This is a genomic window from Streptomyces cinereospinus (assembly GCF_042430725.1).
GTDB lineage: Bacteria > Actinomycetota > Actinomycetes > Streptomycetales > Streptomycetaceae > Streptomyces > Streptomyces cinereospinus.
Genome location: NZ_JBHMCY010000013.1, coordinates 1 through 26,847, shown reverse-complemented (window position 1 = coordinate 26,847; position 26,847 = coordinate 1). Strand labels below are relative to the sequence as shown.

The 26,847-nt window shown below is 72.6% G+C and carries 26 protein-coding genes; 6 read left to right on the top strand and 20 right to left on the bottom strand.

The genetic code is table 11. The features are described 5' to 3' along the window. Window positions 1–158: 158 nt before the first annotated feature. Window positions 159–1,061 carry a menaquinone biosynthesis prenyltransferase MqnP gene (gene mqnP / locus ACFF45_RS09190; protein ID WP_381344407.1) on the bottom strand — a complete coding sequence of 301 codons (903 nt, stop codon included), beginning with the start codon at window positions 1,059–1,061 and terminating at the stop codon, window positions 159–161. Then, window positions 1,058–2,509 (bottom strand): menaquinone biosynthesis decarboxylase, encoded by a 1,452-nt coding sequence (locus ACFF45_RS09185; RefSeq protein WP_381344404.1) that lies wholly within the window; start codon window positions 2,507–2,509, stop codon window positions 1,058–1,060. Before ACFF45_RS09185 ends, mqnP begins: the two co-directional genes overlap by 4 nt. 88 nt (window positions 2,510–2,597) lie before the next feature. On the opposite strand from ACFF45_RS09185, the gene ACFF45_RS09180 reads away from it, so the two are divergent. Together ACFF45_RS09180 and ACFF45_RS09175 are read left to right on the top strand one after the other, a co-directional pair. Next, entirely contained in the window at window positions 2,598–2,894 is a 297-nt protein-coding gene (locus tag ACFF45_RS09180) for a PLD nuclease N-terminal domain-containing protein (RefSeq protein ID WP_381344402.1), read from the top strand. A 92-nt stretch (window positions 2,895–2,986) separates the two neighbouring features. Further along, the gene (locus tag ACFF45_RS09175) at window positions 2,987–3,766 is read left to right on the top strand and encodes a hypothetical protein (protein ID WP_381344399.1); all 780 of its coding nucleotides are present in this window, start codon (window positions 2,987–2,989) and stop codon (window positions 3,764–3,766) included. Window positions 3,767–3,937: 171 nt separating this feature from the next. On the opposite strand, the gene ACFF45_RS09170 is transcribed toward ACFF45_RS09175, so the two are convergent. From ACFF45_RS09170 to hemL, 9 genes are all read right to left on the bottom strand, one after another. Beyond that, the gene (locus ACFF45_RS09170) at window positions 3,938–4,339 is read right to left on the bottom strand and encodes an SRPBCC domain-containing protein (protein WP_381344630.1); all 402 of its coding nucleotides are present in this window, start codon (window positions 4,337–4,339) and stop codon (window positions 3,938–3,940) included. 48 nt (window positions 4,340–4,387) lie between these two features. Continuing rightward, complete coding sequence (locus tag ACFF45_RS09165; protein WP_381344397.1) at window positions 4,388–5,296, bottom strand: CU044_5270 family protein; 909 nt, start codon at window positions 5,294–5,296, stop codon at window positions 4,388–4,390. Continuing rightward, window positions 5,293–5,907 (bottom strand): RNA polymerase sigma factor, encoded by a 615-nt coding sequence (locus tag ACFF45_RS09160; protein WP_381344395.1) that lies wholly within the window; start codon window positions 5,905–5,907, stop codon window positions 5,293–5,295. The genes ACFF45_RS09165 and ACFF45_RS09160 overlap by 4 nt, the downstream gene beginning before the upstream one ends. A gap of 81 nt (window positions 5,908–5,988) precedes the next feature. Next, window positions 5,989–7,095 carry a c-type cytochrome biogenesis protein CcsB gene (ccsB, locus tag ACFF45_RS09155; RefSeq protein ID WP_381344392.1) on the bottom strand — a complete coding sequence of 369 codons (1,107 nt, stop codon included), beginning with the start codon at window positions 7,093–7,095 and terminating at the stop codon, window positions 5,989–5,991. Then, window positions 7,092–8,861 (bottom strand): cytochrome c biogenesis protein ResB, encoded by a 1,770-nt coding sequence (gene resB, locus ACFF45_RS09150; protein WP_381344390.1) that lies wholly within the window; start codon window positions 8,859–8,861, stop codon window positions 7,092–7,094. Before resB ends, ccsB begins: the two co-directional genes overlap by 4 nt. 3 nt (window positions 8,862–8,864) lie before the next feature. Continuing rightward, window positions 8,865–9,635 (bottom strand): cytochrome c biogenesis CcdA family protein, encoded by a 771-nt coding sequence (locus ACFF45_RS09145; protein ID WP_381344387.1) that lies wholly within the window; start codon window positions 9,633–9,635, stop codon window positions 8,865–8,867. A 1-nt stretch (window position 9,636) separates the two neighbouring features. Continuing rightward, entirely contained in the window at window positions 9,637–10,242 is a 606-nt protein-coding gene (locus tag ACFF45_RS09140; protein WP_381344385.1) for a TlpA family protein disulfide reductase, read from the bottom strand. 545 nt (window positions 10,243–10,787) lie between these two features. Then, window positions 10,788–11,468 (bottom strand): histidine phosphatase family protein, encoded by a 681-nt coding sequence (locus ACFF45_RS09135; RefSeq protein WP_381344382.1) that lies wholly within the window; start codon window positions 11,466–11,468, stop codon window positions 10,788–10,790. Further along, window positions 11,465–12,781: a glutamate-1-semialdehyde 2,1-aminomutase gene (gene hemL, locus ACFF45_RS09130; protein WP_381344379.1), complete on the bottom strand. Its 1,317-nt coding sequence runs from the start codon at window positions 12,779–12,781 to the stop codon at window positions 11,465–11,467. Before hemL ends, ACFF45_RS09135 begins: the two co-directional genes overlap by 4 nt. Before the next feature lie 291 nt (window positions 12,782–13,072). On the opposite strand from hemL, the gene ACFF45_RS09125 reads away from it, so the two are divergent. After that, window positions 13,073–13,687, top strand: coding sequence for a hypothetical protein (locus tag ACFF45_RS09125; RefSeq protein WP_381344376.1), 615 nt, complete (start codon window positions 13,073–13,075; stop codon window positions 13,685–13,687). Window positions 13,688–13,749: 62 nt separating this feature from the next. Here the strand turns inward: ACFF45_RS09125 and ACFF45_RS09120 are convergent, their stop codons facing one another. Then, complete coding sequence (locus tag ACFF45_RS09120; protein ID WP_381344374.1) at window positions 13,750–14,196, bottom strand: ATP-binding protein; 447 nt, start codon at window positions 14,194–14,196, stop codon at window positions 13,750–13,752. Between the two features lie 241 nt (window positions 14,197–14,437). Here ACFF45_RS09120 and ACFF45_RS09115 point away from each other — a divergent pair, with 241 nt between their 5' ends. Next, the gene (locus ACFF45_RS09115) at window positions 14,438–15,721 is read left to right on the top strand and encodes an NsdA family TPR-like regulatory protein (protein ID WP_381344371.1); all 1,284 of its coding nucleotides are present in this window, start codon (window positions 14,438–14,440) and stop codon (window positions 15,719–15,721) included. After that, a complete protein-coding gene (locus ACFF45_RS09110; RefSeq protein WP_381344368.1) occupies window positions 15,718–16,254 on the top strand; it encodes a GNAT family N-acetyltransferase in 537 nt (178 codons plus the stop codon). The genes ACFF45_RS09115 and ACFF45_RS09110 overlap by 4 nt, the downstream gene beginning before the upstream one ends. Before the next feature lie 566 nt (window positions 16,255–16,820). On the opposite strand, the gene ACFF45_RS09105 is transcribed toward ACFF45_RS09110, so the two are convergent. The 4 genes from ACFF45_RS09105 to ACFF45_RS09090 form a co-directional block, all read right to left on the bottom strand. Continuing rightward, window positions 16,821–17,672: a TIGR03943 family putative permease subunit gene (locus tag ACFF45_RS09105; RefSeq protein ID WP_381344365.1), complete on the bottom strand. Its 852-nt coding sequence runs from the start codon at window positions 17,670–17,672 to the stop codon at window positions 16,821–16,823. Further along, a complete protein-coding gene (locus ACFF45_RS09100; protein ID WP_381344627.1) occupies window positions 17,669–18,757 on the bottom strand; it encodes a permease in 1,089 nt (362 codons plus the stop codon). The genes ACFF45_RS09105 and ACFF45_RS09100 overlap by 4 nt, the downstream gene beginning before the upstream one ends. Window positions 18,758–18,859: 102 nt before the next feature. Further along, window positions 18,860–21,412 carry a tachylectin-related carbohydrate-binding protein gene (locus ACFF45_RS09095; RefSeq protein WP_381344363.1) on the bottom strand — a complete coding sequence of 851 codons (2,553 nt, stop codon included), beginning with the start codon at window positions 21,410–21,412 and terminating at the stop codon, window positions 18,860–18,862. An 80-nt stretch (window positions 21,413–21,492) separates the two neighbouring features. Next, window positions 21,493–21,987: a hypothetical protein gene (locus ACFF45_RS09090; protein ID WP_381344360.1), complete on the bottom strand. Its 495-nt coding sequence runs from the start codon at window positions 21,985–21,987 to the stop codon at window positions 21,493–21,495. 347 nt (window positions 21,988–22,334) lie between these two features. On the opposite strand from ACFF45_RS09090, the gene ACFF45_RS09085 reads away from it, so the two are divergent. Next, the gene (locus tag ACFF45_RS09085) at window positions 22,335–22,820 is read left to right on the top strand and encodes a hypothetical protein (protein ID WP_381344359.1); all 486 of its coding nucleotides are present in this window, start codon (window positions 22,335–22,337) and stop codon (window positions 22,818–22,820) included. 172 nt (window positions 22,821–22,992) lie between these two features. Here ACFF45_RS09085 and ACFF45_RS09080 read toward each other — a convergent pair whose 3' ends face one another. The 4 genes from ACFF45_RS09080 to ACFF45_RS09065 form a co-directional block, all read right to left on the bottom strand. Further along, the gene (locus ACFF45_RS09080) at window positions 22,993–23,397 is read right to left on the bottom strand and encodes a hypothetical protein (protein WP_381344356.1); all 405 of its coding nucleotides are present in this window, start codon (window positions 23,395–23,397) and stop codon (window positions 22,993–22,995) included. 629 nt (window positions 23,398–24,026) lie between these two features. Beyond that, window positions 24,027–25,439, bottom strand: a complete 1,413-nt coding sequence (locus tag ACFF45_RS09075) for a sensor histidine kinase (RefSeq protein WP_381344626.1) — start codon at window positions 25,437–25,439, stop codon at window positions 24,027–24,029. 51 nt (window positions 25,440–25,490) lie between these two features. Then, window positions 25,491–26,204: a response regulator transcription factor gene (locus ACFF45_RS09070; protein WP_381344353.1), complete on the bottom strand. Its 714-nt coding sequence runs from the start codon at window positions 26,202–26,204 to the stop codon at window positions 25,491–25,493. Between the two features lie 73 nt (window positions 26,205–26,277). Beyond that, window positions 26,278–26,844: an NAD(P)H-dependent oxidoreductase gene (locus ACFF45_RS09065; protein ID WP_381344623.1), complete on the bottom strand. Its 567-nt coding sequence runs from the start codon at window positions 26,842–26,844 to the stop codon at window positions 26,278–26,280. Window positions 26,845–26,847: the final 3 nt, after the last annotated feature.

The following is a 26,847-nucleotide window of genomic DNA, read 5'->3' as shown; positions in this document are numbered from 1 at the left end:
TGACCGGGTTCATCACCATGCTGCCCTCGGCAATCTCCGTCAGACAGCCGGGGACCATGTCCTCCAGCCTGCTGAGCTGCGAGTGCAGGCGGTCGATGCCCGGGACGGTCACGGCGGCCTCCCCGGGTTCCTGCCCTCGATGGCAGGCCGCACCGTGGTCAGACCGTCAGACCCCGCACCAGAAGATCCAGCAACGCGCACACGAACAGGGCGATCCCGATGAAGCCGTTGACGCTGAAGAACGCGCGGTTCAGGCGGGAGAGGTCGTGGGGACGGACGATGGTGTGCTCGTAGACGAACGCGCCGGCGACGATCAGCAGGCCGAGCCAGAAGAACGCGCCCGCGTCCGTGACCAGGGCGTACCAGACGAACAGGGCCGTCGTCACGGCGTGGCAGCCGCGGGCACCCCGGATCGCCGCCGGGACCCCGAACCGGGCCGGGACGGAGCGCACGCCGGTCTCGCGGTCGGTCTCGACGTCCTGGCAGGCGTAGACCAGGTCGAAGCCGCCGATCCAGATGCCGACGGCGAGTCCGAGGATCACCGCGTCCCAGGACCACTCCCCCGTGATCGCCAGCCAGCCGCCGACCGGGCCGATCGCCTGGGCCAGGCCGAGGATGGCCTGCGGGAAGTCCGTGAACCGCTTGCCGTAGGGGTAGACGACCATCGGGACGACGGCGACCGGGGCCAGGGCGAGGCAGAGCGGGTTGAGCAGGGCCGCCGAGCCGAGGAAGACCACCACCGCGACCAGCGCGCCGGTCCAGGCGTGCCGCACCGACATCGCGCCGGTCACCAGCTCGCGGTGCGCGGTGCGCGGGTTCCTCGCGTCGATCTCGCGGTCGATGATCCGGTTGACGGCCATGGCGAAGGTGCGCAGGCCGACCATGCAGACGGTGACGAGCAGCAGCCGTCCCCAGTGGATGTTCCGGTCCAGCTGGAACATCGCCGTCAGCGCCGCGATGTAGGCGAAGGGCAGCGCGAAGACCGAGTGCTCGATCATCACCAGACGCAGGAACGCCTTGGTGCGGCCCGGCTGGGGGATCGCTGCGGAGGCGCTGCTCACAGGCCGTACTCCTTCCACCGGCGGTCCACCGTCGCCGCCGTGCGCGGGTCGGACTCCACCATGTCCGGCCAGCCGCCGTCGCGGGTGTAGCCCTCCTCGGGCCACTTCCGCGTGGCGTCGATGCCCGCCTTGCCGCCCCAGAACTGCTGGTAGGACGCGTGGTCGAGATGGTCGACGGGGCCCTCGACGACGGTCAGGTCACGGGCGTAGTCGGTGTTGCCGAGAGCCCGCCAGGCGACCTCGTGCAGGTCGTGCACGTCGCAGTCGGAGTCGACCACCACGATCAGCTTGGTGAGGGACATCATGTGCGCCCCCCAGATCGCGTGCATGACCTTCTGCGCGTGCTTGGGGTATTTCTTGTCGATCGAGACGATCGCGCAGTTGTGGAAGCCGCCCGCCTCGGGCAGGTGGTAGTCCACGATGTCCGGCACGATGATCTTCAGCAGCGGGAGGAAGAAACGCTCCGTCGCGCGGCCGAGCGGTCCGTCCTCCGTCGGGGGCCGGCCCACGACGATCGACTGGAGCAGCGGCCGCTTCCGCATCGTCACGCAGTCGATCGTCAGCGCGGGGAACGGCTCCTGCGGCGTGTAGAAGCCGGTGTGGTCGCCGAACGGGCCCTCGGGGAGCATCTCGCCGGGCTCCAGCCAGCCCTCGATGACGACCTCCGCCTGCGCCGGCACCTGCAACGGCACCGTCTTGCAGTCGACCGTCTCGATCCGCCTGCCCGCGATGAACCCGGCGAACAGGTACTCGTCGATGTCGCCGGGGAGCGGAGCGGTGGAGGCGTACGTCACGGCGGGCGGGCAGCCGAAGGCGATCGCCACCGGCAGCCGCTCCCCGCGCCGGGCCGCCACCTGGTAGTGGTTGCGGCTGTCCTTGTGGATCTGCCAGTGCATGCCGATGGTGCGCCTGTCGTGGCGCTGGAGGCGGTACAGGCCGAGGTTGCGCACGCCGGTCTCGGGGTGCTTGGTGTGGGTCAGGCCCAGGTTGAAGAAGGAGCCGCCGTCCTTGGGCCAGGTGAACAGGGCGGGGAGCTGCTCCAGGTCGACGTCGTCGCCGTGCAGGACGACCTCCTGCACCGGGGCGTCCTTCACCTTCTTCGGCGGCACGTGCGTCATCGCTCCGAGCTTGCCGAAGGCCTCCCGGACCCCGACGAAGCCGTGCGGCAGCTCCGGCTTCAGCAGACCGCCGATCTTGTCGCTGATGTCCGCGTAGGACGTCAGCCCCAGCGCCTTCAGCAGCCGCCGGTCGGTGCCGAACACGTTCATGGCGAGGGGCATCGACGACCCCTTCACCTTCTCGAAGAGCAGCGCGGGCCCGCCCGCCTTCTGCACCCGGTCGACGATCTCCCCGACCTCCAGATACGGGTCGACCTCCACCTTGATGCGCTTCAGGTCCCCCTCGCGCTCCAGTGCCCTGAGCAGGGAGCGAAGATCGTCGTAAGCCATGGGGCCAAGTATCCCCGAGGGGCTACCCTGGCCCCGTCACGGGGGCCGCGCAGGCGGCCGCCGACCACGTGCCACGAGGTGACCGCCGATGCTCCGGATCCTGATGTTCGTCGTACCGCTGGCGTTGAGCGTGTACGCGTTCATCGACTGCATCAGCACGGACGAGAAGGACATCCGGCACCTCCCCCGGCCCCTGTGGGCGATCCTGGTGCTGCTGTTCCCGCTCGTCGGCTCCATCAGCTGGCTGATCGCCGGCAAGCGGCGCCACCCGGCCGGCCCCGCCGGACGGCGACGCGAGTGGGTCGCGCCGGACGACAACCCCGAGTTCCTCAAGTCGCTGTCCGAGGACGAGCAGGACCGCAAGAAGGACGGCGACGACGGCTGACGCGGCCGGCGTCACCCCAAGCGGGCCCGCGACCGGCCGCCGCCGCCGTACAGTTGACGCCCCGCCGGGCGGAGACAGGGGGCAGACGGCCGATGACGAACCCGCGCACGCCGGCCGCCCCGCCGCCGCCCTCCCCCGCCCCGCCCGGCCGGCGGGCACGGTTCGCCGCCTGGTACGGGCAGCAGGATCCCGGGGTGAAGGCGGCGGTCATCGGGTTCGCCGGGGCGGTGCTCGCCGCCCTGATCGGGGCCGCGGCGACCCTGCTGGTGGTGCTGGCCGGCACCGCGGACGGCCCTGGGGTCCCGGCCGCGGCCGGGCCCCCGTCCCCGTCCTGGACCGCCTCCGACCCGGCCGGCGCCCGCCCGTCGGACCCGGTCACCGCGCCCGGGTCGCCCCCGCCCGCCTCGGACCCGCCCTCGCCCCGCACCACCGCACCGGCGCCCGCCCCCGAACCGGAACCCGAACCGGAGCCGGAGCCCGCACCCGAGACGGAGCCCGCCCCGGCGCTCCCCGCCGAGCCGCGCGTCCGCTGGCAGGGCACCGTGGTCCTGGACGGCACCGCGGGCGTGCGGGGCTGGTTCTTCGACTCCGTCCCGCCGGCCAGGGCGCCGATGGGCGACCTCCAGATCCGCGGTGTCAGCGAGGTGCACGGCCCCTGGGCGATCGCCGCGTGGCCGGGCGCGGCCCCGCCGGAGCGGGCGGAGTGCGTCGCGCTGCTCAACACCCGCCTCGGCGACCACGCGCTGGACGTCCGGGTGGGCGACCGGGCCTGTTTCGCCACGGAGGGCCGGCGCGTCGGCTCCTTCCAGGTGACCGGCATCCCCGACGCCGATCACCTCCAGCTGGCGGTGACCGTCTGGGAGACCCCGTGAGGCCCCGCGCCGGGCGGCGCCGGTGACCTCGTGGCGCGGTGCCGGAGCTGACACGCGTTGCCCAAGCCGGCCTACTCCCCGGTGGAGCACGGGAGTTGACCGATCGATCTGTCGATGTGTCACACCTCATACTCCCGGCCCGCAGGCGCTGGACGCCGACGGCACCGGTCGTCAGGATCCCGCCTCCCACGCGATCAGGCGTTCGAAGCGAGTGCGCCAGCGGTGCTCCGACTCCCGCTCCCCCTCGAACTCGTGCGTGAACCGCACGGCGCTGCCCCGCTCCCCGTCCCGCTCCAGGTGGAAGCGGATCCGGCCGCCGCCCTCGACCGTGTACTCGGCGACCCGGTCGACGTCCCAGGCGGTGATCCGCCCGGACCCGAGCTCACGCAGCGTGACCGCGCCGCCGAGGCGGGGTTCGAGCACATCGGCCGGGGTGAACCAGGCCGCGAGCCCGTCGGCGGTGGCGACGGCGGGCCAGACCTGGTCCATGGGGCGCGGCAGCCGGACCAGGAAGTGCAGGATGTGCGTGGTCCCGTGGGTCTGGCTGATGCCCTGTTCTATGGATCCGCCCACAGGGGTCATGCCTCCAGCCTGACCCCTGCCGAGGGGTTCCGCACGCGGTTACGGTCGCTGGCCCCGCCGGTCCACGACCGCCCGCTCCAGGACGGCGAAGCGGCCCGTCACGGTTCCCTCCTCGAAACCCGAGGGCAGGTCCTCGACGGCCACCGCCCGCTCGCCGAGGAACTCCTTGGTGTCCTCGTCGAAAATCAGCTCGACCCGCTCCCCCCCTTCGATCCGGGCGACCGCCACACCGTGGCGTCCGGCCGCGTCGACCGCGTCCTCGACGACGAAGACCCCGGGGATCCTCGCGGCGGCGCGGTAGAGCGCGGCGGCCTGGGCCGGCGGCATCAGCGACTCCCGGGCGAGGTCGCCGACGAGGACGAAGGTGGCATCCTCCTTGCTGCTGCCGCCGCTGCTGACGCTGCTCAGCCACGCGTACATCGCGTACGGGTCGGTGGGGAGCGTCTGGAGGTGCCGGTAGTTGGTGTTGGACGGGATGCCGGGGGTCTGCCTCTCCAGCAGCTCGTGGTCCGAGCGGGCGTAGGGGTCATGCACCATGTCCTGCTGCGAGCCGTCCGCCGACAGCCAGACCTCCCGCTGGTGGACGGGCTGGAGCCGCGCCGGCTGATCGTCGCCCAGGTGCGTGGTCCAGCCGCCCTTGCTCCTGATGTACACGAACTGGTCGTCCCGGATGGCCGGCGCGTCCGCCTGCTCCGCCGCCAGCGCGATGTCCTCCAGCAGGGCCACGGCCTCCTTCGAGGGCGGCGGGGCGGCGTCGCCGGACGGGGTGGTGAGGGTGAGGATGAGCGCGGTGCCGGCGGCCACGGCGCCGGCGACCAGCGCGGGGCGCAGCCAGCGGCCGCGGGGGCGGGCGGGGGCTTGCTCGGTGCGCCGGATCTCGGTCAACAGATGCTCCTTGAGGAGTCGGTGACGGCCCGGCGGAAGGTCGTGTTCGGGGAGCTGGTTCATCGGTTTCCCTCCCTGAGGGGCCTGACCGCGGTGGTGCGGTCACCTTTCGTCTGTCCGTGACCGTGGGGGGGTTCCAGTTGTTTCGCGAGTTTCGTCCGCGCCCGCGACAACCGCGACCGCACGGTCCCCACCGGCACTCCCAGCGCCTCGGCCGCCGCCCGGTAGTCGAGCCCCGACCACACGCACAGCGCCAGCACCTCCCGCTCGGCCCGCCGCAGCCTCGACAGCGCGGTCCGCACGGCGGCCAGTTGCGCGGCGTCGTCCAGCCGCCCGGCGAGCTCGTCGGCGAAGTCCCGTACCGCCTCCTCGCGGGGCAGCCGCGCCATCGCCGCCGCGTGCCGCCGGGCGGCGCGGTGGGTGTTCCGGGTGACGTTGGTGGCGATGCCGAGCAGCCACGGACGCAGCGACCCGCCCTCCTCGTCGAGCCGCCCGCGCAGCCGCCAGGCGTCCAGGAAGGTCAGCGAGACGACGTCCTCGGCGACCGTCCACTGGCCGGTGAGCCGGTAGGCGTGGTTGTAGACGGAGCGCGCGTAGGCGTCGAAGAGCTCGCCGAAGGCGTCCTGGTCCCCCGCACGGACGCGGTGCCGCAGGTTCCGCAGATTCGTGTCCACGTCTCTGTGCCTGTCCTCACGACGAAGGCCGGTTCCCGTGACGCACGTCACGGGAACCGGCCTTGCCGGTCGTGCGAGGGGTCAGAAGCCGGCGGACCGGAGCGCGCCGAGGCCGACGTCGGCGTAGGAGTGCTTGCCGGAGACGAAGATGTTCACGCCGTAGTAGTTGAACAGCCAGCATCCGAACGCGATCAGCGCCAGGTAGGCGGCCTTGCGGCCCTTCCAGCCGGCCGTGGCACGGGCGTGCAGGTAGCCGGCGTAGGCGACCCAGGTGATGAACGACCAGGTCTCCTTGGGGTCCCAGCCCCAGTAGCGGCCCCACGCGTCGCCCGCCCAGATCGCGCCCGCGATGATCGTGAACGTCCACAGCGGGAAGACGGCGGCGTTGACCCGGTAGGAGAACTTGTCGAGCGAGGCCGCGGCGGGCAGCCGCTCCAGCACCGAACCGGCGAACCGCCCCGGTGTGCCGCCGCCCGCGAGCTTGTTCTCGTAGGAGTCGCGGAAGAGGTAGAGCAGCGCCGAGACCGCGCCCACGTAGAAGACGGCACCGCACACGATCGCGGTGGAGACGTGGATGTACAGCCAGTACGAGTGCAGGGCGGGCACCAGCTGGTCGCTGGCGGTGTACAGGACGGTGACGGCCAGGCCGAGGTCGAGCAGGACGGTGGTGACCAGCGGCAGGCCGAGCCAGCGGACGTCCTTCTTCAACGCCAGCAGCGTCAGGTACACCCCGACGGCGACGGTGGAGAAGGTGATGTTGAACTCGTACATGTTGCCCCACGGCGCCCGCTGCACCGACAGGGCCCGGCTGAGCACACCGCCGAACTGCACGAGGAACGCCAGCACCGTGAGGGACACGGCGATCCGCCCGTACAGGTCGCCCTTCTCGGTCCCCCCGTGCGCCCCGGGCCCGTCGGGCACGTCCCGGCTGCCGGCCGCGGCCCGGACCACGACCTTCGGCCGCTCCAGTACGGCGGTCCCGCCGTCCCTGCGCACGGTGACGGCCGGGGCCGCGCCTCTCGCGGTGGTGGTGAGCGCGGCCGCGGTGCGGCCGACCTTGCTGCGGCTGCCGAAGATCCATTCGGCGGTGTAGGAGAAGAAGGCCAAGGTGTAGACGGCCATCGCGGAGTAGATCAGCGTGTTGCTGAGGTCCGCGAGGTTCTCATTGGTCGCGGCGGCGAGAGTCACTTCTCAGCCCCTTCGGCAGGTACGACGTCGGGATCGGGCGAATCTGGATGGTCGTCGTCGGGACCGGGCGCGCCCGGCGCCCGCTCGTACAGCGCCCCGGCGAGGTCGCCGAGCTCCTCCGGCACCTTCGCGGACTCGCTGCGGCCGAGGCCGGCCATCTCGACGACGGTGACGCCGTCGGCGCCGCGCACCGCGCGCACCCAGACGCGGCGGCGCTGGACGAACAGGGAGGCGGCCAGGCCCAGGATCGCGGCGACGGCTCCGGCCAGCGCCCAGCCGCTGCCCGGCTGCCGGGTGATCTGGAAGCCGGCCCACTCCTTGACGCCCTCGAACGTGACCGAGCCGGCCCCGTCCGGCAGCGTCATGGTCTCGCCGATCGCCAGCCGCCGCATGAACAGCTCTCCCTCGGAGTCCTTGAACTCCGTGAGGTTCTTCTGGTTCAGCTGGTACACGCTCTGCGGGATGCCGGAGTTGACTCCCAGGTCGCCGTGGTACGCCGAGAGCGCGAGCCGCGGGTTCAGCAGCGCCGGGAACTGGGAGAGCATCGTGCCGTTGCCCTCGCCGGCGAAGCTCGGCACGAAGAAGGCGTTGAAGCCGAGCTGGTCCCACTCGCCCCGGGCGTCGCGGTAGCCGTCCCGGACCATGATCGCGCCGGAGGAGGTGACGTTGGCGTCCAGCGGCAGCAGCGGCACGGCCTCCTTGTCCAGCACGACCTCGCCCTTGCCGTCCCGGACGGTGACGACCGGGGCGTAGCCGTGGCTGACCAGGTAGACCTTGGAGCCGTCGATCTCCAGCGGCTCGTTGACCTTGATCGTGCTCGTCCGGTCCCGGCCGTAGGCGCCGACGCTGTAGGTGACGCTCGCCTCGAAGGTGCGCGGGGTGCCCCGGTTGGGGCCGGTGGCCTCGTAGGTGCCGTGGAAGTCCTTCAGGGTGAAGCTGAACGGGTCCAGGTCGTCCGGGGTGAAGAGGTTGCCGGACTTGAAGTCGTCGTACTGGGTGAGGGTGTTGGCGAAGCCGTCGCCCTCCAGGATCAGCTTGTTGCCCTCGGACTTGAACAGCTGGCCCCAGGCGAAGGCGACCAGCATCACGATCAGCGCGATGTGGAAGGCGAGGTTGCCGACCTCCCGCAGATAGCCCTTCTCGGCGGCGACCGCGTCACCGGAGACATGGGCGCGGAAGCGGCGCTTCTTCAGCAGGGCGAGCGCGGCCCGGCGGACCTGCTCGGGCTCGGCCGCGGTGCGCCAGGTGGTGTGGGCGGGCAGCCGGGTCAGCCGTTTCGGCGCGGCCGGCGGGCGGCCGCGCAGCTGGCCGGCGAACTGCCAGGTGCGCGGGACGATGCAGCCGATCAGGGAGACGAACAGCAGGATGTAGATCGCGGAGAACCACACCGAGCTGTAGACGTGGAACAGGCCGAGCTTGTCGTAGACCGGCGCGAGGGTCTCGTGCCGCTCGCGGAAGTCGGCGACCTGGGTGGCGTCGACGCCGGTCTGCGGGATCAGCGAGCCGGGGATGGCGGCCAGCGACAGCAGCAGGAGCAGCAGCAGCGCCACCCGCATGGAGGTGAGCTGCCGCCAGAACCAGCGGGCCCAGCCGACGACGCCGAGCGCCGGGAGGTTCGGTGCCTCCTCGGCGGGCGCGGTGGACAGCTGGGAGCCGGCCGCGCCGAGATCCTGGTCCTGGTCCTGGTCCGGGGTCTGGTCCGGCCTCTGGTCCCGGGTCTGGTCCGGGGTCTGGTTCTCGGCGGCGCTCGTCGTCGTCTTGCTCATCGGTCAGATCCCCACAGTGAAGCCGTTGGACCAGGTCTGCATCTCCTGCACCAGGCGGTCCCAGGCGCCGGTCAGCAGCAGCGCACCGGTCGCGATCATCATGATCCCGCCGATGCGCATCACCCACACATAGTGGCGCTTGACCCAGCCGAAGGCGCCGAGGGCCTTGCGGAAGGCCACCGCGGCGAGCACGAAGGGCACGCCGAGGCCGAGGCAGTAGGCGACGGTGAGGACCGCGCCGCGTCCCGCGCTGGCCTGGTTGGAGGAGAGCGCCAGCACGGAGGCGAGGGTCGGGCCGATGCAGGGCGTCCAGCCGATGCCGAACAGCGCGCCCAGCAGCGGGGCGCCGGCCAGCCCGGCCGCCGGCCGGGTGTGGAAGCGGAACTCCCGCTGGGTGAGCCAGGGCATCAGCCCCATGAAGAACACGCCCATGAGGACCATGAGCACGCCGAGCACCTTCGTCAGCGTGTCCTGGTGCTCCAGCAGCGTCGAGCCGAAGTAGCCGAACAGCGCCCCGCCGGAGACGAACACGGCGGTGAAGCCGAGGACGAAGAGCGAGGCGCCGGTGACCATCCGCCCGCGCCGGGCCTCGGCCAGGTCGGTGCCGGTGACGCCGGTGACGTACGACAGGTAGCCGGGGACGAGCGGCAGGACGCAGGGGGAGAAGAAGGAGACGAGGCCGCCGATCAGGGCGACGGGCAGCGCGAGCAGCAGGGCTCCGTTGCGCACGGTGTCGTTCAGCCCGGTGGCGGCGAGCTCGGTCACTGCGGTCACGTCACTTCTCCGCGAGGACCGGGTCGAGCATCTCGCGCACCTTCTCCTCGCTGAGCGGCTGGAGGGTGCGCGCGGCGATCCTGCCGTCCCGGTCGATGACGAGCGTGGAGGGGATGGCCTGCGGGTTGAGCGTGCCCTTGGCGAACCGGAGCATCAGCCGGCCGGTGGGGTCGTACAGGCTCGGGTAGGTGACGCCGAACTCCTTTTCGAAGGCGAGCGCGGGACCGTTGCTGGTGTCCCGCGTGTTGATGCCGACGAACTGGACGCCCTGGTCCTTGGTGTCCCGGTAGACCGTTTCGAGGTTCTTGGCCTCGGCCCGGCACGGTCCGCACCACGAGCCCCACACGTTCAGCACGACGACCTGGCCCTTGTAGTCGGCGACGTCGAGCTGCCCGCCGTCGAGGCTCTTGCCGGACAGGTCGGGCGCGGCCGTCCGCTCGCCCTTCTCGACGGTGTCGATGCCGTCCGAGCCGGCCACGAAGTTGGTGTCTCCGCCGCCCCCGGACGTGCCGCCGGAGGTGCACGCGGACAGCAGCAGCGCGGCGGCGGCGGCGCCGGAGGCGGCGAGCAGGGCGGTACGGCTACGGGCGCGACGGGCGGCACTCATGTGAAAAGTTTCGCATGCCCGTTCTGGGGATCTTGCGCACCCCCCTCGCGGGACGGAACGCGCATCTCAGGCGGTGTTCCGGGTCCCGGTGGCACCGGCCGGGGGCGGCGGGACGAAGCCCTTCCAGCCCTCCGCGGGGGCCTGTCCCACGTCGAGCGGGCGCAGCCCGGACCGCGGCGGGGTCCGCCCCGGCTCCAGCGGCTCGGGACCGGGGCGGCCGGTGGGGCGGCCCGCCGGTGAAGGCGGTCGAGCCGCCGCCGGGCGGGCGGGCGGTGGGCGCGGGGCCGCTCGCGGGGGCGCGGCCGGAACCGTGTGCGCGGACCGGCCCGTCCGCGGAGCTGAGCGTTCCGCGTCCGGTGAGCCCCGGGCCGGCCGCGGCCCCCGCGCCGGGCCCCCTCGCTCCCCGTCGACCGAGGTGACGCATGCCGTCCCCGTCCGTCGCGCTCCGTGCTGGTCACCCAGTCGGAGGCCACCGCGAACGAGGAGGCTCCGCCCGTAAGCCGGCATTCGGGAACAACTGCAACGAAAGCCGTCACTGGGACTGCCTACGCCCCGAAGGCCTTGTCCTTCCCCTTCACCGGCTTGGCACCCGCGAGGAGGTGGGGCGGCACGAGGTCGCGCGCGGGCTCGGAGTACCCGACGGAGACGATCCGGTCGCCCTCGTAGGTGAAGGTGGTCAGCGACGCGAGCGTGCACTGCCGGCGGCGCGGGTCGTGCCACAGCCGCCGCTTCTCGACGTACGACCGCACGATCCAGATCGGCAGCTGGTGGCTGACCAGCACCGCCTCGTGCCCGCGCGCCGCGTCCTTCGCCGCGTCCAGCGCGCCCATCATCCGGATGACCTGCGCGGCGTACGGCTCACCCCACGACGGCCGGAACGGGTTGACCAGGTGCCGCCAGTTGCCGGGGCTGCGCAGCGCCCCGTCGCCCACGCCGAAGGTCTTGCCCTGGAAGACGTTGCCGGCCTCGATCAGCCGCGGGTCGGTCGCCGGCTCCAGCCCGTGCGCCTTGGCGATCGGCGCGGCCGTCTCCTGCGCCCGCTCCAGCGGGGACGCCACGACGTGGGCGACGTCGCGGCCGGCGAGGTGCTCCGCGACCCGGTCGGCCATCTGCCGGCCCAGCTCGGACAGGTGGTACCCGGGCAGCCGCCCGTACAGGATCCCGTCCGGGTTGGCGACCTCGCCGTGCCGCATCAGGTGGACGACGGTGGTGTCCCGCGCGCTCATGCCGTGGCCTCCGCCGCCGCGCGGGCCGCCGCCGGCAGGGCGTCGGCGATCCGCTGCACCGCGCGCTCGTCGTGCGCGGTGGACACGAACCAGGACTCGAAGGCCGACGGCGGCAGGTAGACGCCGCCCGCCAGCATGGCGTGGAAGAAGGCGGTGAAGCGGTACGACGCCTGCGCCTTGGCGCCCTCGTAGTCGCGCACGGCCCGGTCGGTGAAGAACACCGAGAACATGTTGGAGGCGTTCTGCACGGTGTGCGCGACGCCCTCCTTGGTGAGCGCCTCGCCGACCAGCCCCTGGATCTGCCGCGACACCTCGTCGACCGTGGCGTACGCCGCGTCGTCGAGGAGCCGCAGCTGGGCGAGGCCGGCGGCGGTGGCGACCGGGTTCCCGGAGAGGGTGCCGGCCTGGTAGACGGGGCCGGCCGGGGCGAGGTGCGCCATGACGTCCGCGCGCCCGCCGAACGCGGCGGCGGGGAAGCCGCCGCCCATCACCTTGCCGAAGGTCATCAGGTCGGGGACCACGCCGTCGACGCCGAACCACCCGGAGCGGCTGGTCCGGAAGCCGGTCATCACCTCGTCGGAGACGAACAGCGCCCCGTTCTGCGCGCAGGCGTCCTTCAGCCCCTGGTTGAAGCCGGGCAGCGGCGGTACGACGCCCATGTTGCCGGGGGACGCCTCGGTGATCACGCAGGCGATCTCGCCGGGGTGGGCGTGGAAGGCGGCGTGCACGGCTTCCAGATCGTTGTACGGCAGGACGATGGTGTCGCCGGCCTGGGCGCCGGTGACGCCCGGGGTGTCCGGCAGCGCGAACGTCGCCAGGCCGCTGCCCGCGGCGGCGAGCAGCGCGTCGACGTGCCCGTGGTAGCACCCGGCGAACTTGATCACCTTGGACCGCCCGGTGAAACCGCGGGCGAGCCGGATCGCGGACATCGTCGCCTCGGTGCCGCTGGAGACCAGCCGCACCTGCTCGACCGGCCCGATCCGGCCAACGATCTCCTCGGCGAGCGCGACCTCGCCCTCGCCGGGCGTGCCGAACGACGTACCGCGCGCGACCGCCTCCCGCACGGCGGCGATCACCTCCGGGTGGGAGTGCCCGAGGATCATGGGCCCCCAGGAGCACACCAGGTCGACGTACTCCCGCCCGTCCGCGTCGGTCAGGTACGGCCCGCTGCCGGACACCATGAACCGGGGCGTGCCGCCCACGGCGCGGAAGGCGCGCACCGGCGAGTTGACGCCGCCGGGCGTGACGGCGGCCGCACGGTCGAACAGAGCCTGCGAGACAGGCGCTTCGTATGAATAGGGCAGTTCGCTCATGACCTGCGACTTCTCCGACTTCTCGGACTTCTCGGACTTCCGGTTGCCAGTGACTACCTCAGGGTAGGCCGCGGCACCCCGTGATCGATCCTCCTCCACCCCGCTCCGTCTGCGAAACTGGGACCCGATACACACGGCTCCCGTGGGGCGCGGCCTCCAGGGGCTGCGAAGATCCTGCGGACAGGTGTTTCGACGTACGTTTCGGCGTGCGGCCGTGGGGGAGGTCACTGACACGATGATCGGGTTGCGCGGCGGGGGCCACGCGTCCTAGAAAAGCAGTCGGGTGGAGATATGCATCGCGGTGGCGGACTGGGCGAGGGGACTGATGACCTGGGTCCTCGACGCGCCCGGCGGGGAAGGCACCGGCGCGACGCGGAGGACACGGCCGAAACACGTCAGACACAGGGTGTGCCGAGTGAGCCCGAGCGGCTGGACCGACTCCGGGCCGGGAGCAGGAATGGTGGTCGGGTGGGGGTGACGTACAAGTACTTCGGCGCGCCGGACGGCGCGACCGCGGCCCGCGTCCCGATCTCGATGCGCCCCGAGGAACTCGGCGGCGACGAACTCGGCATGAACGGCATGTTCACCAAGATCAAGCCGGAGATGATGGCCGCGATGGTGCTGACCGGCATCGAGGGCGTCCCCCTGCACAAGGTCCCCCCGCTCGAACTGGTCGTCCTGCACCCCGACTACGCCGTCGTCAAGCTCCCCATGACCGTCGTCGACCCCCTGCGCGGCATCGGCGAGGAGGCGGTGGGCGCGGCGGCCTTCATCTGGTCGACGGTCCCGGACCGGGGCGGGCCGCGGGACGCGTTCAAGGTGTACCAACTGCTGCACGAGTGGCAGGACTTCAGCCACCGGCTGCATGAGGCGGGGCATCAGCCGTATTGCTTGGTGTGGCCCTGAGCCGGGGTCGCGTAAGGCCGGGGCAGGTTTGTCAGGGGCGTGATTCCGTCGTGATGAGGGGCTCACTCGTCGCCCCTGGTGCGAAGCTCGGCCCAGACCTCTTTGGCGTATGGACGTCTGCCTGACCAGAGCAGGTCGTAGCCCCATCGGTCGGCGACCGCGTCGACAAGGAGCAGTCCACGGCCCGACTCGTCCGCTTCACCAGCCTGAGTGAGAGCCGGCAGGCGGAACGGTTCCCGGTCCACGATCCCGACACGGACCAGGGTCGCGCTCGGTCTCCCGATGATCAGGCGGATCTCGTGGCACGGGGTGTGCCTGGCCGCATTCGCCATGAGCTCCGTGACGATCAGCGTGGCACGCTCTGCGAGGTTGTCGAGCCGCCACATGGTGAGGATGGCCCGTACGCGCTCGCGGCCGATCTCGGCCGCGGACGGCTCGCACAGGAAGGTCTGACTGTAAGCGGAACGGCCGTCACTTGTGGCCTGAGCCGGCGTACTGAGACTCGTCATAGGGATAGAGCCTTCGTGTCGTCTCGGCGCCCGCGCCCACCCCGTCGGAGCACCCCACGGGCAGGCCGGGCCGTCAACAGCCGTCCGCACGAAGGGTCGCGCCGACGGCCTGCAACCAGCCAACTCCACGGAGACGCGCTCCGGTTAGGGCGATCAGGTCGCCACCCCACGAAGAGACCTAGGGTGATTTGACCTGCCGTTTACGTGGCGAGCGCTGGGACGCGAGCGCTACCGTGCGCGCATGGACACCACGCGCAACACTGTCCTTGAGGCGTGGATGGCCGAACACGGTTACAGCTCCAACCGCCTGGCCGACGCTGTGAACAGGGCATTAGAGCGGCTGACCGGGCGCCATGGCGGCCTCGACGGTTCATCGGTCCGGGACTGGAAGGCGGGTCGGGTCACCTGGCCCAAGTCGGCAACGCGCACAGCACTCGAGGACGTCAGCGGCCTGCCCGCTGTCGCCCTGGGGTTCGTGCCACGGGGCCGACCTCCGTCAGCCCCAGCCACACCGCAGCAGGAGGATCCCGACATGAAACGCCGCACCCTGGTCGGCGGCATCGCAGTGGCCGCCGCCTCAGCACTGGCCGCGCCCGGTACCGCAGTGCCACGCCGCATCGGCATGAGCGACGTCACGCGCCTGCAGGAGCGCTTCGCCGAAATCATCGCCAGCGACCACCGCCACGGCGGACACCTCGATATCGAACAGCGGGCCGCGGCGCTCGCGGACGAGGCGCTGAACCTTCAGAACTCCGGCAGCGCCTCGCAACGCGTACGCAGCAGCCTCTACGCCTCCGCGGCGGCCTTCCGTTCCTCAGCGATGTGGGCCGCCATCGACGGCCGACGCTACGACGACGCCGAAGCGCACATGCGCGAGGCCCAGGCTCTCGCCGAGATGTCCGGCGACCAGGCGATCAAGTTCCGCATCTGGAGTCATGCGGGCACCATGTACCGGCACATGGGCCGGTCCGCCGACGCCTTCGCTGCCAACGATGTCGCCCGCAATCTCCACGTCACCCGCAGAGACCCTCTGTTCGCGTCGCTCGGACTTGCCCGCCAGGCAGCCATCCACGGCGCAGCTCAGGACCGCAGCGGAGCCCGCCAGGCCTTGGAGCAGGCGCAGGAAGCCATGCTGCGCGCCGACCCCGCCGACCACCGGCCTGTCTGGATGCTCGCCTTCTACGACCAGGCCGAACTGGACTCCCTGGCCCTGTCGGCGTACCTGTCGCTCGGCGACTACCCGACCGCCGAGTACCACGCCCACCGTTGCCTCTCCGCTCTACGTCCCCACATGGTCCGGTCCCGGGCCATCACCACCACTCGGCTCGCCCACTCCCAGCTCGCCCAGGGTGCCGCCGAGACCGCCACGGCCACCGCGATGCGGGTCCCGTCCGACGCCGCCACCCGGCACGCCCGGGTCTCGCGGATGCTGCAGGAGTTCGGGGCCGCGCTGCGCGCCACCGCCTCGGGGACCATCGTCCAGACCTGGACCGAGCACACCGCCGCCTGGAGGACGGCCGCATGACCACGCCGTCCGCCATCGAACTGCGCACGTTCACCATCTTGGATCCCGTCCGCGCCGATCTCCTCGACGTGTACGCCAACGTGCGTGCCCCGCTGCTGCACCTGCCGAACTACGCGATCACCGCGTTCGGCGAGCGCCTGGACCGGCACGGCGCCGAACCCGGCTTCGCGACCGTCCTCGCGTACGCGGGCGGACATCCGGTCGGCTACGCCTACGGCAACACCATCGAACACGGCGACCGCTACTGGCAGCGCACCAGCCCGCCCCCGGCGGAGAGGTACACCGAGCGCCCCGCCGTGGCACTGAAGGAGATCGGCGTCCGTCCGGCCTGGCGGGGGACCGGCACGGCCCGACGCATCCACGACGCCCTCCTCGCCACCCGCGAGGAACCCTTCGTCACACTCATGGTCAATCCGGCCGCCGGGGACGGGAAGGTCCAGGCGCTGTACGCGTCATGGGGGTACGAGGACATAGGGCGGAGCCGGCCGTCTCCGGCCTCACCGGTCCTCACGGTGATGGTCCGCGCCGTGTGAGGGCAGTCCTTCACTCATGGGGCCGGGGGGCGGCTGCAACGCGGACGCTGTGCCGAGGGTCGCAGGCCAGACGTTCCAGCATCACGTTCGCGCATTCGGACACTTGGGAATCAGCCTGAGCCGCTGCTTCTGCCAGTGTGTGCCGGACTCGGTACTCGCTGTCCTGGGCCAGACGCGAAACTGCTCCCGGTACCGGGGCGGATGCCGCAGGCACAGCACCGCGCCGGCCTGGCGCACACCGACCTGGCTGTGCGTCACCATCACGTTGGCATCGACCTCGACGGCCGCGTCCCCCGGAAGCCGGCTCGGTGTGACCGCTGGAGCGTCGAGCTCGGCGACGTCCCTTCCGGCGAGCAGGCCGATGGCGGTCCCCCACCCACGCGTGAGCATCCGGGGTGGTGGCCGACACGGCGGACCGGCTCGGCCGGCGAGGTCGATGCCGTACCGCTGTTTACGGAGATACATGACGGAAGTCACGTCAACGGCAAGGGGTGACTCTCACTGGCGGTACTCCGCGCACGGGATGGTGCGGGCGGAAAGACGGCTTGCTGTTCTCGAACCGACAGTCAGGGCGGCGGCAGCGGCAGGGCGTCCGTGTAGCCGTTCGTCGGTTTCGGGATTTCCTTGAGGGTGTGGGCGTCCAGCCCGGGGGCGGCCGACTCGGTGCCCAGGGTGCCGGACGGGTGCCAGGTCCCGGTCAGGGTGACCCAGGTGTCGGCCGGCGGGGCCGGGATGCCGTGGACGCGGACCCGTACCGACTGGGCGTCCGCCGCGCAGCAGCTGAGCATCAGCCGGGTCAGGTACCAGCCGTCGCCGTCACCGGGGGCCGGTGTGACGAACCCCGTCAGCTGGACCGTACGGCCCTGGATCGCCCGCTCGCGGTCCTGCTGCACCCGCTGGGTGAAGTCGGTGAGCGTCATCGGCAGGGGCGAGGCCGTCGGCAGCGGGTCGAAGTGCTCCTCCTGCGCCACGGCCTTGGGCGTCTCCCGGGAGGCGGTGAAGGCGCCGAGCGCCGGTGGGGCGTAGAAGAGCAGGCTGAGGGCCGGGAGGAACAGGAGCCAGGCGACCTTGGGGGTGCGGGAGTGGTCGTGGCCGTTTCCGGCGTCGGGCGCGTGGCCTTCCCCGTCCCCGGCGTGATCCGGATGGCCGCCCCCGTCCCCGCTCGCGCCCCCGGCGTGACGCCCAGGGCCGTCCCCCTCACCGCCCCCGGCGTGATCCCGGTGGCCGTCCCCGTCCTGTTCCGTCCTCCCCCACCACGCCTCCGCGCCCGCCAGGGCGAGCAGCAGCAGGCCGGAGCCGATCAGCAGTGGGCGCATGCCCTCCTTCACGTACCGCAGGTACAGGTCGGTGACGAGGGAGGCGTGCAGGACGCCGAGGCCGCTGAGGGCGAGCAGGGTGACCTGGAAGGGGCGCTTCACAGCAGGACCGCTCCGATCAGTGCGCTGGACAGGATCGCCACGACGGTGGTGGCGGCGGAGAAGCGGATCGCGAAGGCCCGGCCGAACGTGCCCGCCTGCAACGCGATCAGCTTCACGTCGACCATCGGCCCGACCACCATGAACGTCAGCCGGGCGACCGGCGAGAACCCGGTGAGCGACGCCGCCACGAACGCGTCGGCCTCCGAGCAGACCGCGAGCAGGACGGCGAGCGCGGCCAGGAACAGCACGGACAGCCACGGCGAGCCGGCGAACGCGTCCAGTACGGAGCGCGGGACCGCGACGTTGAACGTGGCCGCGGCCATGGCGCCGACGACGAGGAAGCCGCCCGCGTGCAGGAAGTCGTGCTGGAAGCCGCGCCGGAACTCGTGCCAGCGGCTGTGGCCGGGGTGGTGGCCGGTGTGCCGGGGAGCCGGTTTCAGCCACTCCGTGCGGCCCAGTGCCAGCCACAGCCAGCCCATCGCCACCGCCGTGACGAGCGAGGCGAGCAGCCGGGCCAGCACCATCTCCGGGCTGCCGGGGAACGCCACGGCCGTGGCGGTCAGCACGATCGGGTTGACGGCGGGCGCCGACAGCAGGAACGCGAACGCGGCGGCCGGGGTGACGCCCCGGCCGATCAGGCTGCTCGCGACCGGCACCGACGCGCACTCGCAGCCGGGCAGGACGACCCCGGCGGCACCGGCGACCGGCACGGCGAGCGCGGGCCGCTTCGGCAGCAGCCGCTGGAACACCCGGGCCGGTACGAAGGCGTCGATGGCGCCCGACAGGGCGGTGCCGAGCAGCAGGAACGGCAGTGCCTGCACGGTGACGGCCAGGCACACCGTCCGCCAGGCCTGCACGGCCGGCGCGTCCGCCCAGCGGTCGGCCGCGACCAGCAGCGCGCCGGGGACGACGGCGGCGGCGAGCAGGAGCAGCGGCCAGGAGCGCGGCCATCCGCGACCGGACGCGACGACGGCACCGCCTTTCGGTCCCCCCGGCGAGGCGGGTCGTCCCGTCCGTCCCCGGGGTTCCCTGGGGGCCGTGGGTTCCGGCTGTTCCGGCTGTTCCGGCTGTTCCGGCTGTTCCATCTGGTGCATGCGGGCTCCGCGCTTCGGCTGATCGCAGCGACGATAGCGGCCGTGCGGGCCGCACGGCCGGGACGGGTGCCCGGCCGTGCGGCCGCTACCGGGTCACGCGCCGGTACCGCCCTGCCGCACACGGGCCTGGTCGGCGTCGGTGCGGTAGACGTAGGCCCAGCCGGACCCCGTACCGGTGGTGTAGGTGAACGCGGTGGGATCGGTGGCCGACCGCTCGGTGCCGGCCTGCTGCCAGGCCTGCCACGTGCCGAAGGCGCCCTGGACGGTCTCACGGGTGGTGTGGACCGTGCCGTCCGCCGCCCGGGCGACGACCTGCGTGAAGCCGGTGACCGGGTTCACCACGGCGGACGGGGTGCCCGCCGCGGTCAGGTCGCCGACCTGGGTCCAGGCGGCGGGGAACGCCGTCCCCTCACCCGGCTGCACGAGGCCGACGACCTTGCCGCCGGCGCTGCGGGCGTAGACGCCGAGCCGGTAGCCGGGGTAGACGACCACCGACGGAGCGTGGGTGATCTTCTGGTCGCCGAGGGCGGTCCAGGGGCCGACCGCGCCGTCCCTGAAGGCCGCGGTGCGCAGCCGGCCCGTGGTGTCGGCGCCGAAGAGCTGGATGCCGTCGCGGACGGTCACGGCGGTGAGCGGTCCGGCGAAGCCCTCGCCGTCGAGCCGGATCCAGCTCATGAAGTCGACGTTGGGCCGCTGCTGGGCGCGGTACCAGGGCGTGCCCTCGGCGTCGACGGCGAACTGCACCAGCACGCCGTCGGGCCGCTCGGCGGTGACCGGGCGTCCCTGCATCGCGCCCGCCAGGTTGACCCAGTTCCCCCACGCGGTGCTGCCCGCGCCGTGCCGGCGCCACCACGTCTGGCTGTCGAGGCGCTGCGCGGTCAGCGCCACCGCCCCGTCGGGCTGCTCGGCGAGCTGCGGCGCGCCGGAGAACTTCTCGGTGTCCGGGCCGGTCGTCCACTGGAGGGTGCCGAGGTCGGCCGGGTTGGTCTGCCGGCCGTGCACGAGGCGGCCCGCGCTGTCGGTGTAGGCGTACTCCAGCTCACCGGTGGACGTCTGGATGACGTCGGCCGGGCTGGTGGGGTCGACGGCGACGGCCGGGGACTCGGGCGTGTGGTCGGCCCGCAGGCGGCAGGAGTCCGGGGCGCCGCTCACGCTGGTGTAGCCGGCCCAGTGGGTGCCGGAGCCGATGAGCAGGTTGTAGACGCCGTCGAAGTTGCCGGACGGCTCGTGGAAGCGGTAGTGGCGCACGTCGCCGTTGGCCTTGACGCGCATGATCACGTCGCCGCCGAAGGACGTGATGTCCTCGGAGTCGCGCCAGTCGGCCCAGCTGACGGTGGTGTGGCGCTGGAGCCAGCGCTCGCTCGCGAAGTCGTAGCGCGAGCGCAGCAGGTGACCGGTGGCCGCGTCGACGCCGTACAGCACGCCGTCGTCGGTGGCGACGATGTGGCTGTACCGGCCCCAGCCGGAGTCGATCTTCTTGTTGCCGGCCGGGTTCCAGCTGTCGGTGGCGCTGGTGTACTGGACCCAGCGCAGGTCGCCGCCGCCGTCGACGTGCCAGATGTGGCCGGTGCGGTCGATGCTGATCTTGTTGTGGTTCTCGGCCAGCTGATACGTGGTGAGGCCGGTGCTGATCTTCCGGTGGTGGATGTCCCACTCGCCGGTGGAGGCGACGCGGTGGCTGAAGTAGACGCCGTCGGACTTGATGCCGTAGAAGCCGGCGCCGGGGCCGGCCAGGACGCGGGGGTACTGGTTCCAGCCGGAGTCGACGGTGAGGGACTCGGGGACGGTGACCGTGCCGTTGGCGGGGTCGCTGACGTTCCGGCGCAGCAGGCTGCCGGCCGGGGTGACGGAGTAGAGCGCGCCGGTGGCCGTGCAGACCGGCCCGACGTTGGCGTTGATCCAGTTGCGCACCTTGTCGATGCGGACGCCGATCGCGCCGGTACGGGTCTCGGTCTCGTCCGTGCCGAAGCAACCGCCCTGCCAGGAACGGCTGTTGACGCCGACCAGCTGCACGGTCCCGCCGGCCTCGCGGAAGGCGGGACCGCCGGTGTCGCCCGCGCAGACGGCGGCGCCGTCCTTGCCGGTGATGCCGATCTCGGTCGGGTTCACCGCGTCCACGGTGAAGGTGCCGGTGTGCAGGCGCAGCGGCGCCCACTCGTCCGCGGTGCGACCGTATCCGGCGACCCGCAGCTCCTCCCCGGCTGCGGGAGCGCCGGCGCTGAGCGCCACGGGGGTGATGCCGAGGACCGGGCTGGCCAGCTTGGCCAGGACGAGGTCCTGGTCGGGGTGGGGCACGAGCTGGACGACGTTGCGCACCTGCCCGGCGGTGCCGGTCAGGTCGGTGCGGCCGACGGTGGCGGTGGTCGGCAGCGCGGGCGCGCCCGCGGGCACCTCCAGGCTCACGGCGGGGTTGTCGGCGAAGCAGCTGGCGGCGGTGAGCAGCCAGTCGACGAAGACCAGCGTGCCGGAGCAGGCGCGCCGGCCGTCGCCTATGTCCAGGCGCGCGGTGAAGGGGTGGGCGTTGGCGGCCGCGGGCGTGCCGACCACGGCCTGGGCCGGGGTGGCGAACACCATCGTCGGGACCGCCGTGCAGGCGGCGCTGAACGCGGCGAGCGCGGTCAGGCGGGTGTTACGGGGTCTGGGCATGTTCCTGTTCCTTGGGACGGGTTCGGACGGACCCGGCCGCGCGGCGGCCCGCCGGTCCGTGAAAAAGGCCTGTCCGGCGGCTACTTGGTGGTGACGATCTCCACGAGCATGTGCTGGCGGCCGTCCGGATCGGCGCTCTCCCCGACCGGCGTCCAGGCGTTCTCGTCGACCTCGAAGGTCTTCTCCTCGTTGTCGACGGTCATGCTGACCTCGGTCTGGTAGGCGTTGCCCTTGACCGCGTAGACGGCGGGCACCTCCAGGCTGAGGTAGCCCTCGTTGCCGGTGACCCGGAAGCAGATCCGGTCCTGGCTGCGTGCCCACACCTCCAGCAGTCCGGCCGGGCCGCAGTCGGCGAGGACGATGTGCCCGTCTCCGCGTTTGAGGAGGATCCCTCGTTCCTGAAGGATCTTGTCGGCCTGCGGGTACGCGAAGTCCTCCACCGCGTACCCCGGCGCCTCACCGGCCACCGTGCGCACCCCCGCGGTCTCCGTGTCACGGGGAGCACCGGCCGTGTACGCCAGTACGGCGAGTCCGGCGGTGACACCGGCGGCCACCGCCCGGGAAAGCAATCTCATACGTGTCCCTTGCCTTGAGCAGCTGAATCGAGCAACCACCCCGGCATTGCGGACGCATCGACGACGATTCGTCAACTTGTTCGTATGCCGGGCGAGTTGATGATCGGCACCCGAGGTGAACACCCCATGAAACGGACCACCTCGTTCGGCCATGGGAAAGACGCCTGAAGTTGACCGAGTGGCCACGGTGAAACGTGTCGAGTCGGCGTGAGGATCGCGGAAAGTCGGACAGATGTATGTGTCAGCGCGGGGGCCGGGCGACAGCCTTGGTGACGGTTCCTGCACACGGGGAAGATCAGTACTGCTGTCATGCCCAAGGCCGAGAACCTGACGAAGTGAGGTCTGTGGTGAATTCCGTCAAGGAAGCCGTCACCTGGAGCGGTCCCGCGATCTTCGGTCTCTTCACGGTGGGCGGCGTCGAGTCACGCCTCGCCGCGCAGGAGTTCGCCCAGGCCGGCATGCGTCCGGACGAGGTGCACGCCTACCGGATGTCCGCCGGGCCGGGGGGAGGGCGCGCGGAGGCGGCCGTCTGGGAGTACGACCTCACCTTCCGGGACACCGACCTGGTCTTCGCCCCCTACCTGCGCGAGTGCCTGCGCAGGGCGTCCGCGCACGCCCAGGGCATCGCGTGGCTGGCGTTCGAGGGGTCGTTCCACTTCGACCACCTCTTCACGGACGACATCGCCGGCCATGTCTACGGCTACTGCGTGATCGGGGGCGACCCCGTCGTCACCTGGGACCACACCGTCCTGGCGGGCGACGCGTGGAAGCAGGAGATCAGGACGGTGCGCGGCGTGCTGGACCGCACCTTCCCGGCGGACGGCGCCCGGTGACCGGAGGGACCGGGCACCGTCCGCCGAGTGCCCGGTGACCGGAGAGACCGGGCACCGTCCGCCGAGTGCCCGGTGACCGGAGAGACCGGCGCCGCCGTGCCGCCCGCCTGACGGCGCAGGCCGGTGCCCGCCCGTAAGTTCCCTCACGGGCGGGCACCGTTCACACCGCGCGCTACTTCAGGTCGACCTTGAGCGCGTCCTCGTCGGTGAGGGCCTTCTGCTCGACCTGCCGGTTGAACACGCCGGCCTTCTTGCCCGGAGCCTTGCAGGTGACCGCGACCCTGAGCTGGAAGGTGGAGTCCAGCGGCACGACGATGTCGACCGGCCCGTAATCGGCGGTGCGCAGACCGTCGTTGTCGACCATGTCCGTCGCCTTGCGGTCCGCGGCCGCGCCGCTGGAGAGGGCGACCTGGGTGGGAACGGCCTTACTGGGCGCGGGGAACCGGGTCTCGCAGCTCACCTTGCCGGAGTAGGTCACCGTGCCCATCTCGACGGACTGGGCCGGGGCGGCGAGCAGCAGCGGGCTGCCGATCGCCGCGGCAGCCAGTACCGCGAAGGCGCGCGACCTGGGAGACATGCGCGACATGCGTGACATGCGCGTGGACATGGAACCACCTGCTCATCGATGTGTGACCACTGGAAGCCGACGGCGCGCCGGGCCGCGGGCCTCGCCCAAGGCGGGCGGGGCATCGGGTCCTTGACGGATCGGCCATTCGGGGGCCGGGAGGCCGCCGCCGTGTCGCCGTCCCGCCTGCCCGCCGGGCCGCGCGCGGACGGGGAGTGCGGCTCCGGGCCCTCGTCTTCCACGGTGCTACAGCGTCTGCCGGTCTGCAACCGGAAGGGCGGGCGGGGCGGAAGGGGTGACGCCCCGGCCGTGGCGAGCGGCTGACGTGCCGTCACCGCACGGCGTCCGTGCGAGCGGTCGCCGGGGGCAGCCGCCGTTCAGTCCCGGCTCCCGGGCCGCTGCCCACCACGAGTCGGACAGCCGCCGTTCAGTCCACAGTCCCCGCGCACCGGCCCACCGTGAACCGGCCAGCCGCCGCCCTTCCCCCACCGTGCACCGGGCAGCCGTCACTTTTCCCCGGCTGTGAACCGGCCAGCCGTCACCCTCCCCCATCACCGTGCACCGGACAGCCATCACCCTCCCCCATCACCGCGCACCGGACAGCCATCACCCTCCCCCACCGTGCACCGGACAGCCACCCTTCAGCCCTCGGCCCCCGGACCCCCGCCCACCGTGAACCCCATGACCACCCCGCCGCCCTCCCGCCGCCAGGCGAACGGCGCGCCGCCGTGGGCCAGTGCCACCTCGCGGACGATCGACAGGCCCAGCCCCGACCCCGGCAGGGAGCGGGCGTCCGCCGCGCGGTAGAAGCGGTCGAAGACGCGGACCAGGTCGGCGTCCGCCACCCCCGGGCCCCGGTCGTGGACCTCCACCCGGATCGCCCCCGGCCGGGCCGGGCCGGACACCACGATCTCGATCGGGGCGGTGCCGTCGGCGTCGAACTTGGCCGCGTTCTCCACCAGGTTGGTCATGGCCCGGCTCAGCATCCCCGGCCTGCCCTCCGTGGTCGTGTCACCGCTCGCGCGCACCTCGATCCGCCGCCCGGTCCGCCGCCGCGCCAGGCCCGCGACGTCCTCCGCGAGGTCGGCGACGTCCACCCGCCGGGGCGGCTCGGCGTCCGACTGCCCGGCCGCCAGGTCGACCAACTCGTTCACCAGGTCGGTCAGTTCGCGCGCCTCCTGGCCCAGGTCGGCGACCAGCTCGTCCCGCGCCCCGGGCGGCAGCTCCTCGATCCGCCGCAACAGCGAGATGTTGGTCCGCAGCGAGGTCAGCGGCGTCCGCAGCTCGTGCCCCGCGTCCTGCACCAGACGCCGCTGGTCCTCCTCCGACTGCGCGAGCCGGCCGAGCATCCGGTCGAACGCGCGGCCGAGCCGCCCCACCTCGTCGCTGCCGGTCACGGGCACGTCGATGCCGAGCCGCCGGGTACGGGCCACCGCCTCCGCCGCCGACGTCAGGATCACCAGCCGACGGGTGATCCGCCGCGCCAGCCACCACCCGAACAGCCCCGCCCCGGTCACCACCGCCGCCATCAGCAGCAGCGTGCGCTGCTGAAGCGCCCGCAGCAGGTCCTCGGTGTCGCTGGACTCCTGCGCCACCTGCACCGCGCCCCGCCCGCCGCCCAGCGCGACCGTGGCGACCCGGTACACGTCGTCCCCGACGTCGACGTCCTGGTGCTGGGCCAGCGCCCCGGCCCGGGCCGCCCTCGCGACCGCCCGGTCGGCGCCGGTCACCGGCAGCCCGGGGCTGCCCGGGTAGACGACCCTGCCGTCCGGGCCGAGCACCTGCACATCCGTACGGGCGGGCCGGACGAACTCGTGCCCCGGTGCGGAGGAGAAGTCCTCCGGGACCATACGGCGCTCGCTGACCTCGCCGCGCAGATCCCGCACGACCTCGTCGAAGACGGACTGCTGGTCGACGCGGACCAGCCGGGCGGCGGCGCTGTAGGACAGGATGCCGACGAGCACGGTGACGGCGGCGGTCACCGTCGCGAAGGACACGGCGAACGTCGTCCGCAACGACACCAGCCGCGGCCGCCACCGCCCCCCGGCGCCGATCCCGGCACCGGCCCCCGTCCGGGAACCGGGCCCGCCCCGCAGCAGCCCCACTCAGCCCTCCCGCAGCACGTAACCCACCCCGCGCACGGTGTGGATCAGCTGCGGCGCCCCCGGCTCGTCCAGCTTCCGGCGCAGGTAGCCCACGTACACCGCGAGGTTCTTCGAGCCCGGCCCGAAGTCGTACCCCCAGATCCGGTCGTAGATCGTGGAGTGGTCGAGCACGATCCCCTCGTTGCGCACCAGCAGCTCCAGCAGCTCGAACTCGGTGCGCGTCAGCTCCAGCTCCCGCGCCCCGCGCCACGCCCGCCGCGCCCGCGGGTCCATCCGCAGCCCCGCCGCCGCGATCCGCCGCTCGGGCAGCGGCGCCCGCTCCGGTACGTCGACGGCGGCGGGTCCGGCCGCCGTACGCCGCAGCAGGGCCCGCAGCCGGGCGAAGACCTCCTCCACGTCGAACGGCTTCACGACGTAGTCGTCGGCGCCCGCGTCCAGCCCCGCGATCCGGTCGGCCGTCTCCACCAGCGCCGTCAGCATCAGGATCGGCGTCCGGTCGCCCTGCGCGCGCAGCTCCCGGCAGACCTGGAGCCCGTCCCTCTCCGGCATCATCACGTCCAGCACCAGCACGTCCGGCGGGGTGCGGTGGGCCTGCGCCAGCGCCTCGGCGCCGTCGGCGACCGCGGTGACCCGGTAGCCCTCCAGGGTCAGGGCGCGTTCCAGGGCGTGACGGATCGCGCGGTCGTCCTCGGCGAGCAGCACAGTCGGGGGCATTCGTCCAGTGTGGCAAAGCGCGGCGGCGCCACGTCCGGGCGGGCGAACGGCCGCCGATCCTCTTACCGGCCTCTCACCCGGCCCCGCGCAGGTCGGCCGGCTGTTCCCCGAAGGGCACCACGCCGGCGTCCGCCGCGGCGGCCGGCGGGCCGGCGGGCGCCCCCGCCGGCAGGCCCGCCGGCTCCCCCGCCGCCCGCTCGATCCGCCCGTCCAGCCCCTCGCCGCCCCAGTCCTCCGTGGCGGCGAACACGCCGGTCGGGACGACGACGGCCCTCAGACAGGCGAAGAGCGGCCGTATGGCGTGCTCCAGCACCAGCGAGCGGCGGGCGGTGCCGCCGGTCGCCGCGGCCGGTGCCGGCCTGCCGGCCCGGGCGTCCGGCTCCAGCACGTCGACGAAGGACGTGAACAGCCCGCGGTACGACGCCGGGAACACCGGCGTGCCGACGATCGGCCCGTCCGCAGAGGTCAGCGCGGAGAGCGCGGCGGACAGGGCCCGCCCGGGGAGGCCGTTGGTGCCGGCGGGCGCGATCTCGACGGCGAGTTCGCGCAGCCCCACGACCCGCACCTCGACCGGCGCCCGCCGGCCCACGGCGCCCGCCGGCCCACGGCGCCCGCCGGCCCACGGCGCCCGCCGGCCCACGGC

Excerpts from the sequence above, each read along its gene's own strand:
- ACFF45_RS09185 (WP_381344404.1), bottom strand. The coding sequence starts at position 2,509 with ATGGCTTACGACGATCTTCGCTCCCTGCTCAGGGCACTGGAGCGCGAG.
- ACFF45_RS09180 (WP_381344402.1), top strand. The coding sequence starts at position 2,598 with ATGCTCCGGATCCTGATGTTCGTCGTACCGCTGGCGTTGAGCGTGTAC.
- ACFF45_RS09175 (WP_381344399.1), top strand. The coding sequence starts at position 2,987 with ATGACGAACCCGCGCACGCCGGCCGCCCCGCCGCCGCCCTCCCCCGCC.
- ACFF45_RS09165 (WP_381344397.1), bottom strand. The coding sequence starts at position 5,296 with ATGAACCAGCTCCCCGAACACGACCTTCCGCCGGGCCGTCACCGACTC.
- resB (WP_381344390.1), bottom strand. The coding sequence starts at position 8,861 with ATGAGCAAGACGACGACGAGCGCCGCCGAGAACCAGACCCCGGACCAG.
- ACFF45_RS09140 (WP_381344385.1), bottom strand. The coding sequence starts at position 10,242 with ATGAGTGCCGCCCGTCGCGCCCGTAGCCGTACCGCCCTGCTCGCCGCC.
- ACFF45_RS09135 (WP_381344382.1), bottom strand. The coding sequence starts at position 11,468 with ATGAGCGCGCGGGACACCACCGTCGTCCACCTGATGCGGCACGGCGAG.
- hemL (WP_381344379.1), bottom strand. The coding sequence starts at position 12,781 with ATGAGCGAACTGCCCTATTCATACGAAGCGCCTGTCTCGCAGGCTCTG.
- ACFF45_RS09125 (WP_381344376.1), top strand. The coding sequence starts at position 13,073 with ATGCATCGCGGTGGCGGACTGGGCGAGGGGACTGATGACCTGGGTCCT.
- ACFF45_RS09120 (WP_381344374.1), bottom strand. The coding sequence starts at position 14,196 with ATGACGAGTCTCAGTACGCCGGCTCAGGCCACAAGTGACGGCCGTTCC.
- ACFF45_RS09115 (WP_381344371.1), top strand. The coding sequence starts at position 14,438 with ATGGACACCACGCGCAACACTGTCCTTGAGGCGTGGATGGCCGAACAC.
- ACFF45_RS09110 (WP_381344368.1), top strand. The coding sequence starts at position 15,718 with ATGACCACGCCGTCCGCCATCGAACTGCGCACGTTCACCATCTTGGAT.
- ACFF45_RS09100 (WP_381344627.1), bottom strand. The coding sequence starts at position 18,757 with ATGGAACAGCCGGAACAGCCGGAACAGCCGGAACAGCCGGAACCCACG.
- ACFF45_RS09095 (WP_381344363.1), bottom strand. The coding sequence starts at position 21,412 with ATGCCCAGACCCCGTAACACCCGCCTGACCGCGCTCGCCGCGTTCAGC.
- ACFF45_RS09090 (WP_381344360.1), bottom strand. The coding sequence starts at position 21,987 with ATGAGATTGCTTTCCCGGGCGGTGGCCGCCGGTGTCACCGCCGGACTC.
- ACFF45_RS09080 (WP_381344356.1), bottom strand. The coding sequence starts at position 23,397 with ATGTCTCCCAGGTCGCGCGCCTTCGCGGTACTGGCTGCCGCGGCGATC.
- ACFF45_RS09070 (WP_381344353.1), bottom strand. The coding sequence starts at position 26,204 with ATGCCCCCGACTGTGCTGCTCGCCGAGGACGACCGCGCGATCCGTCAC.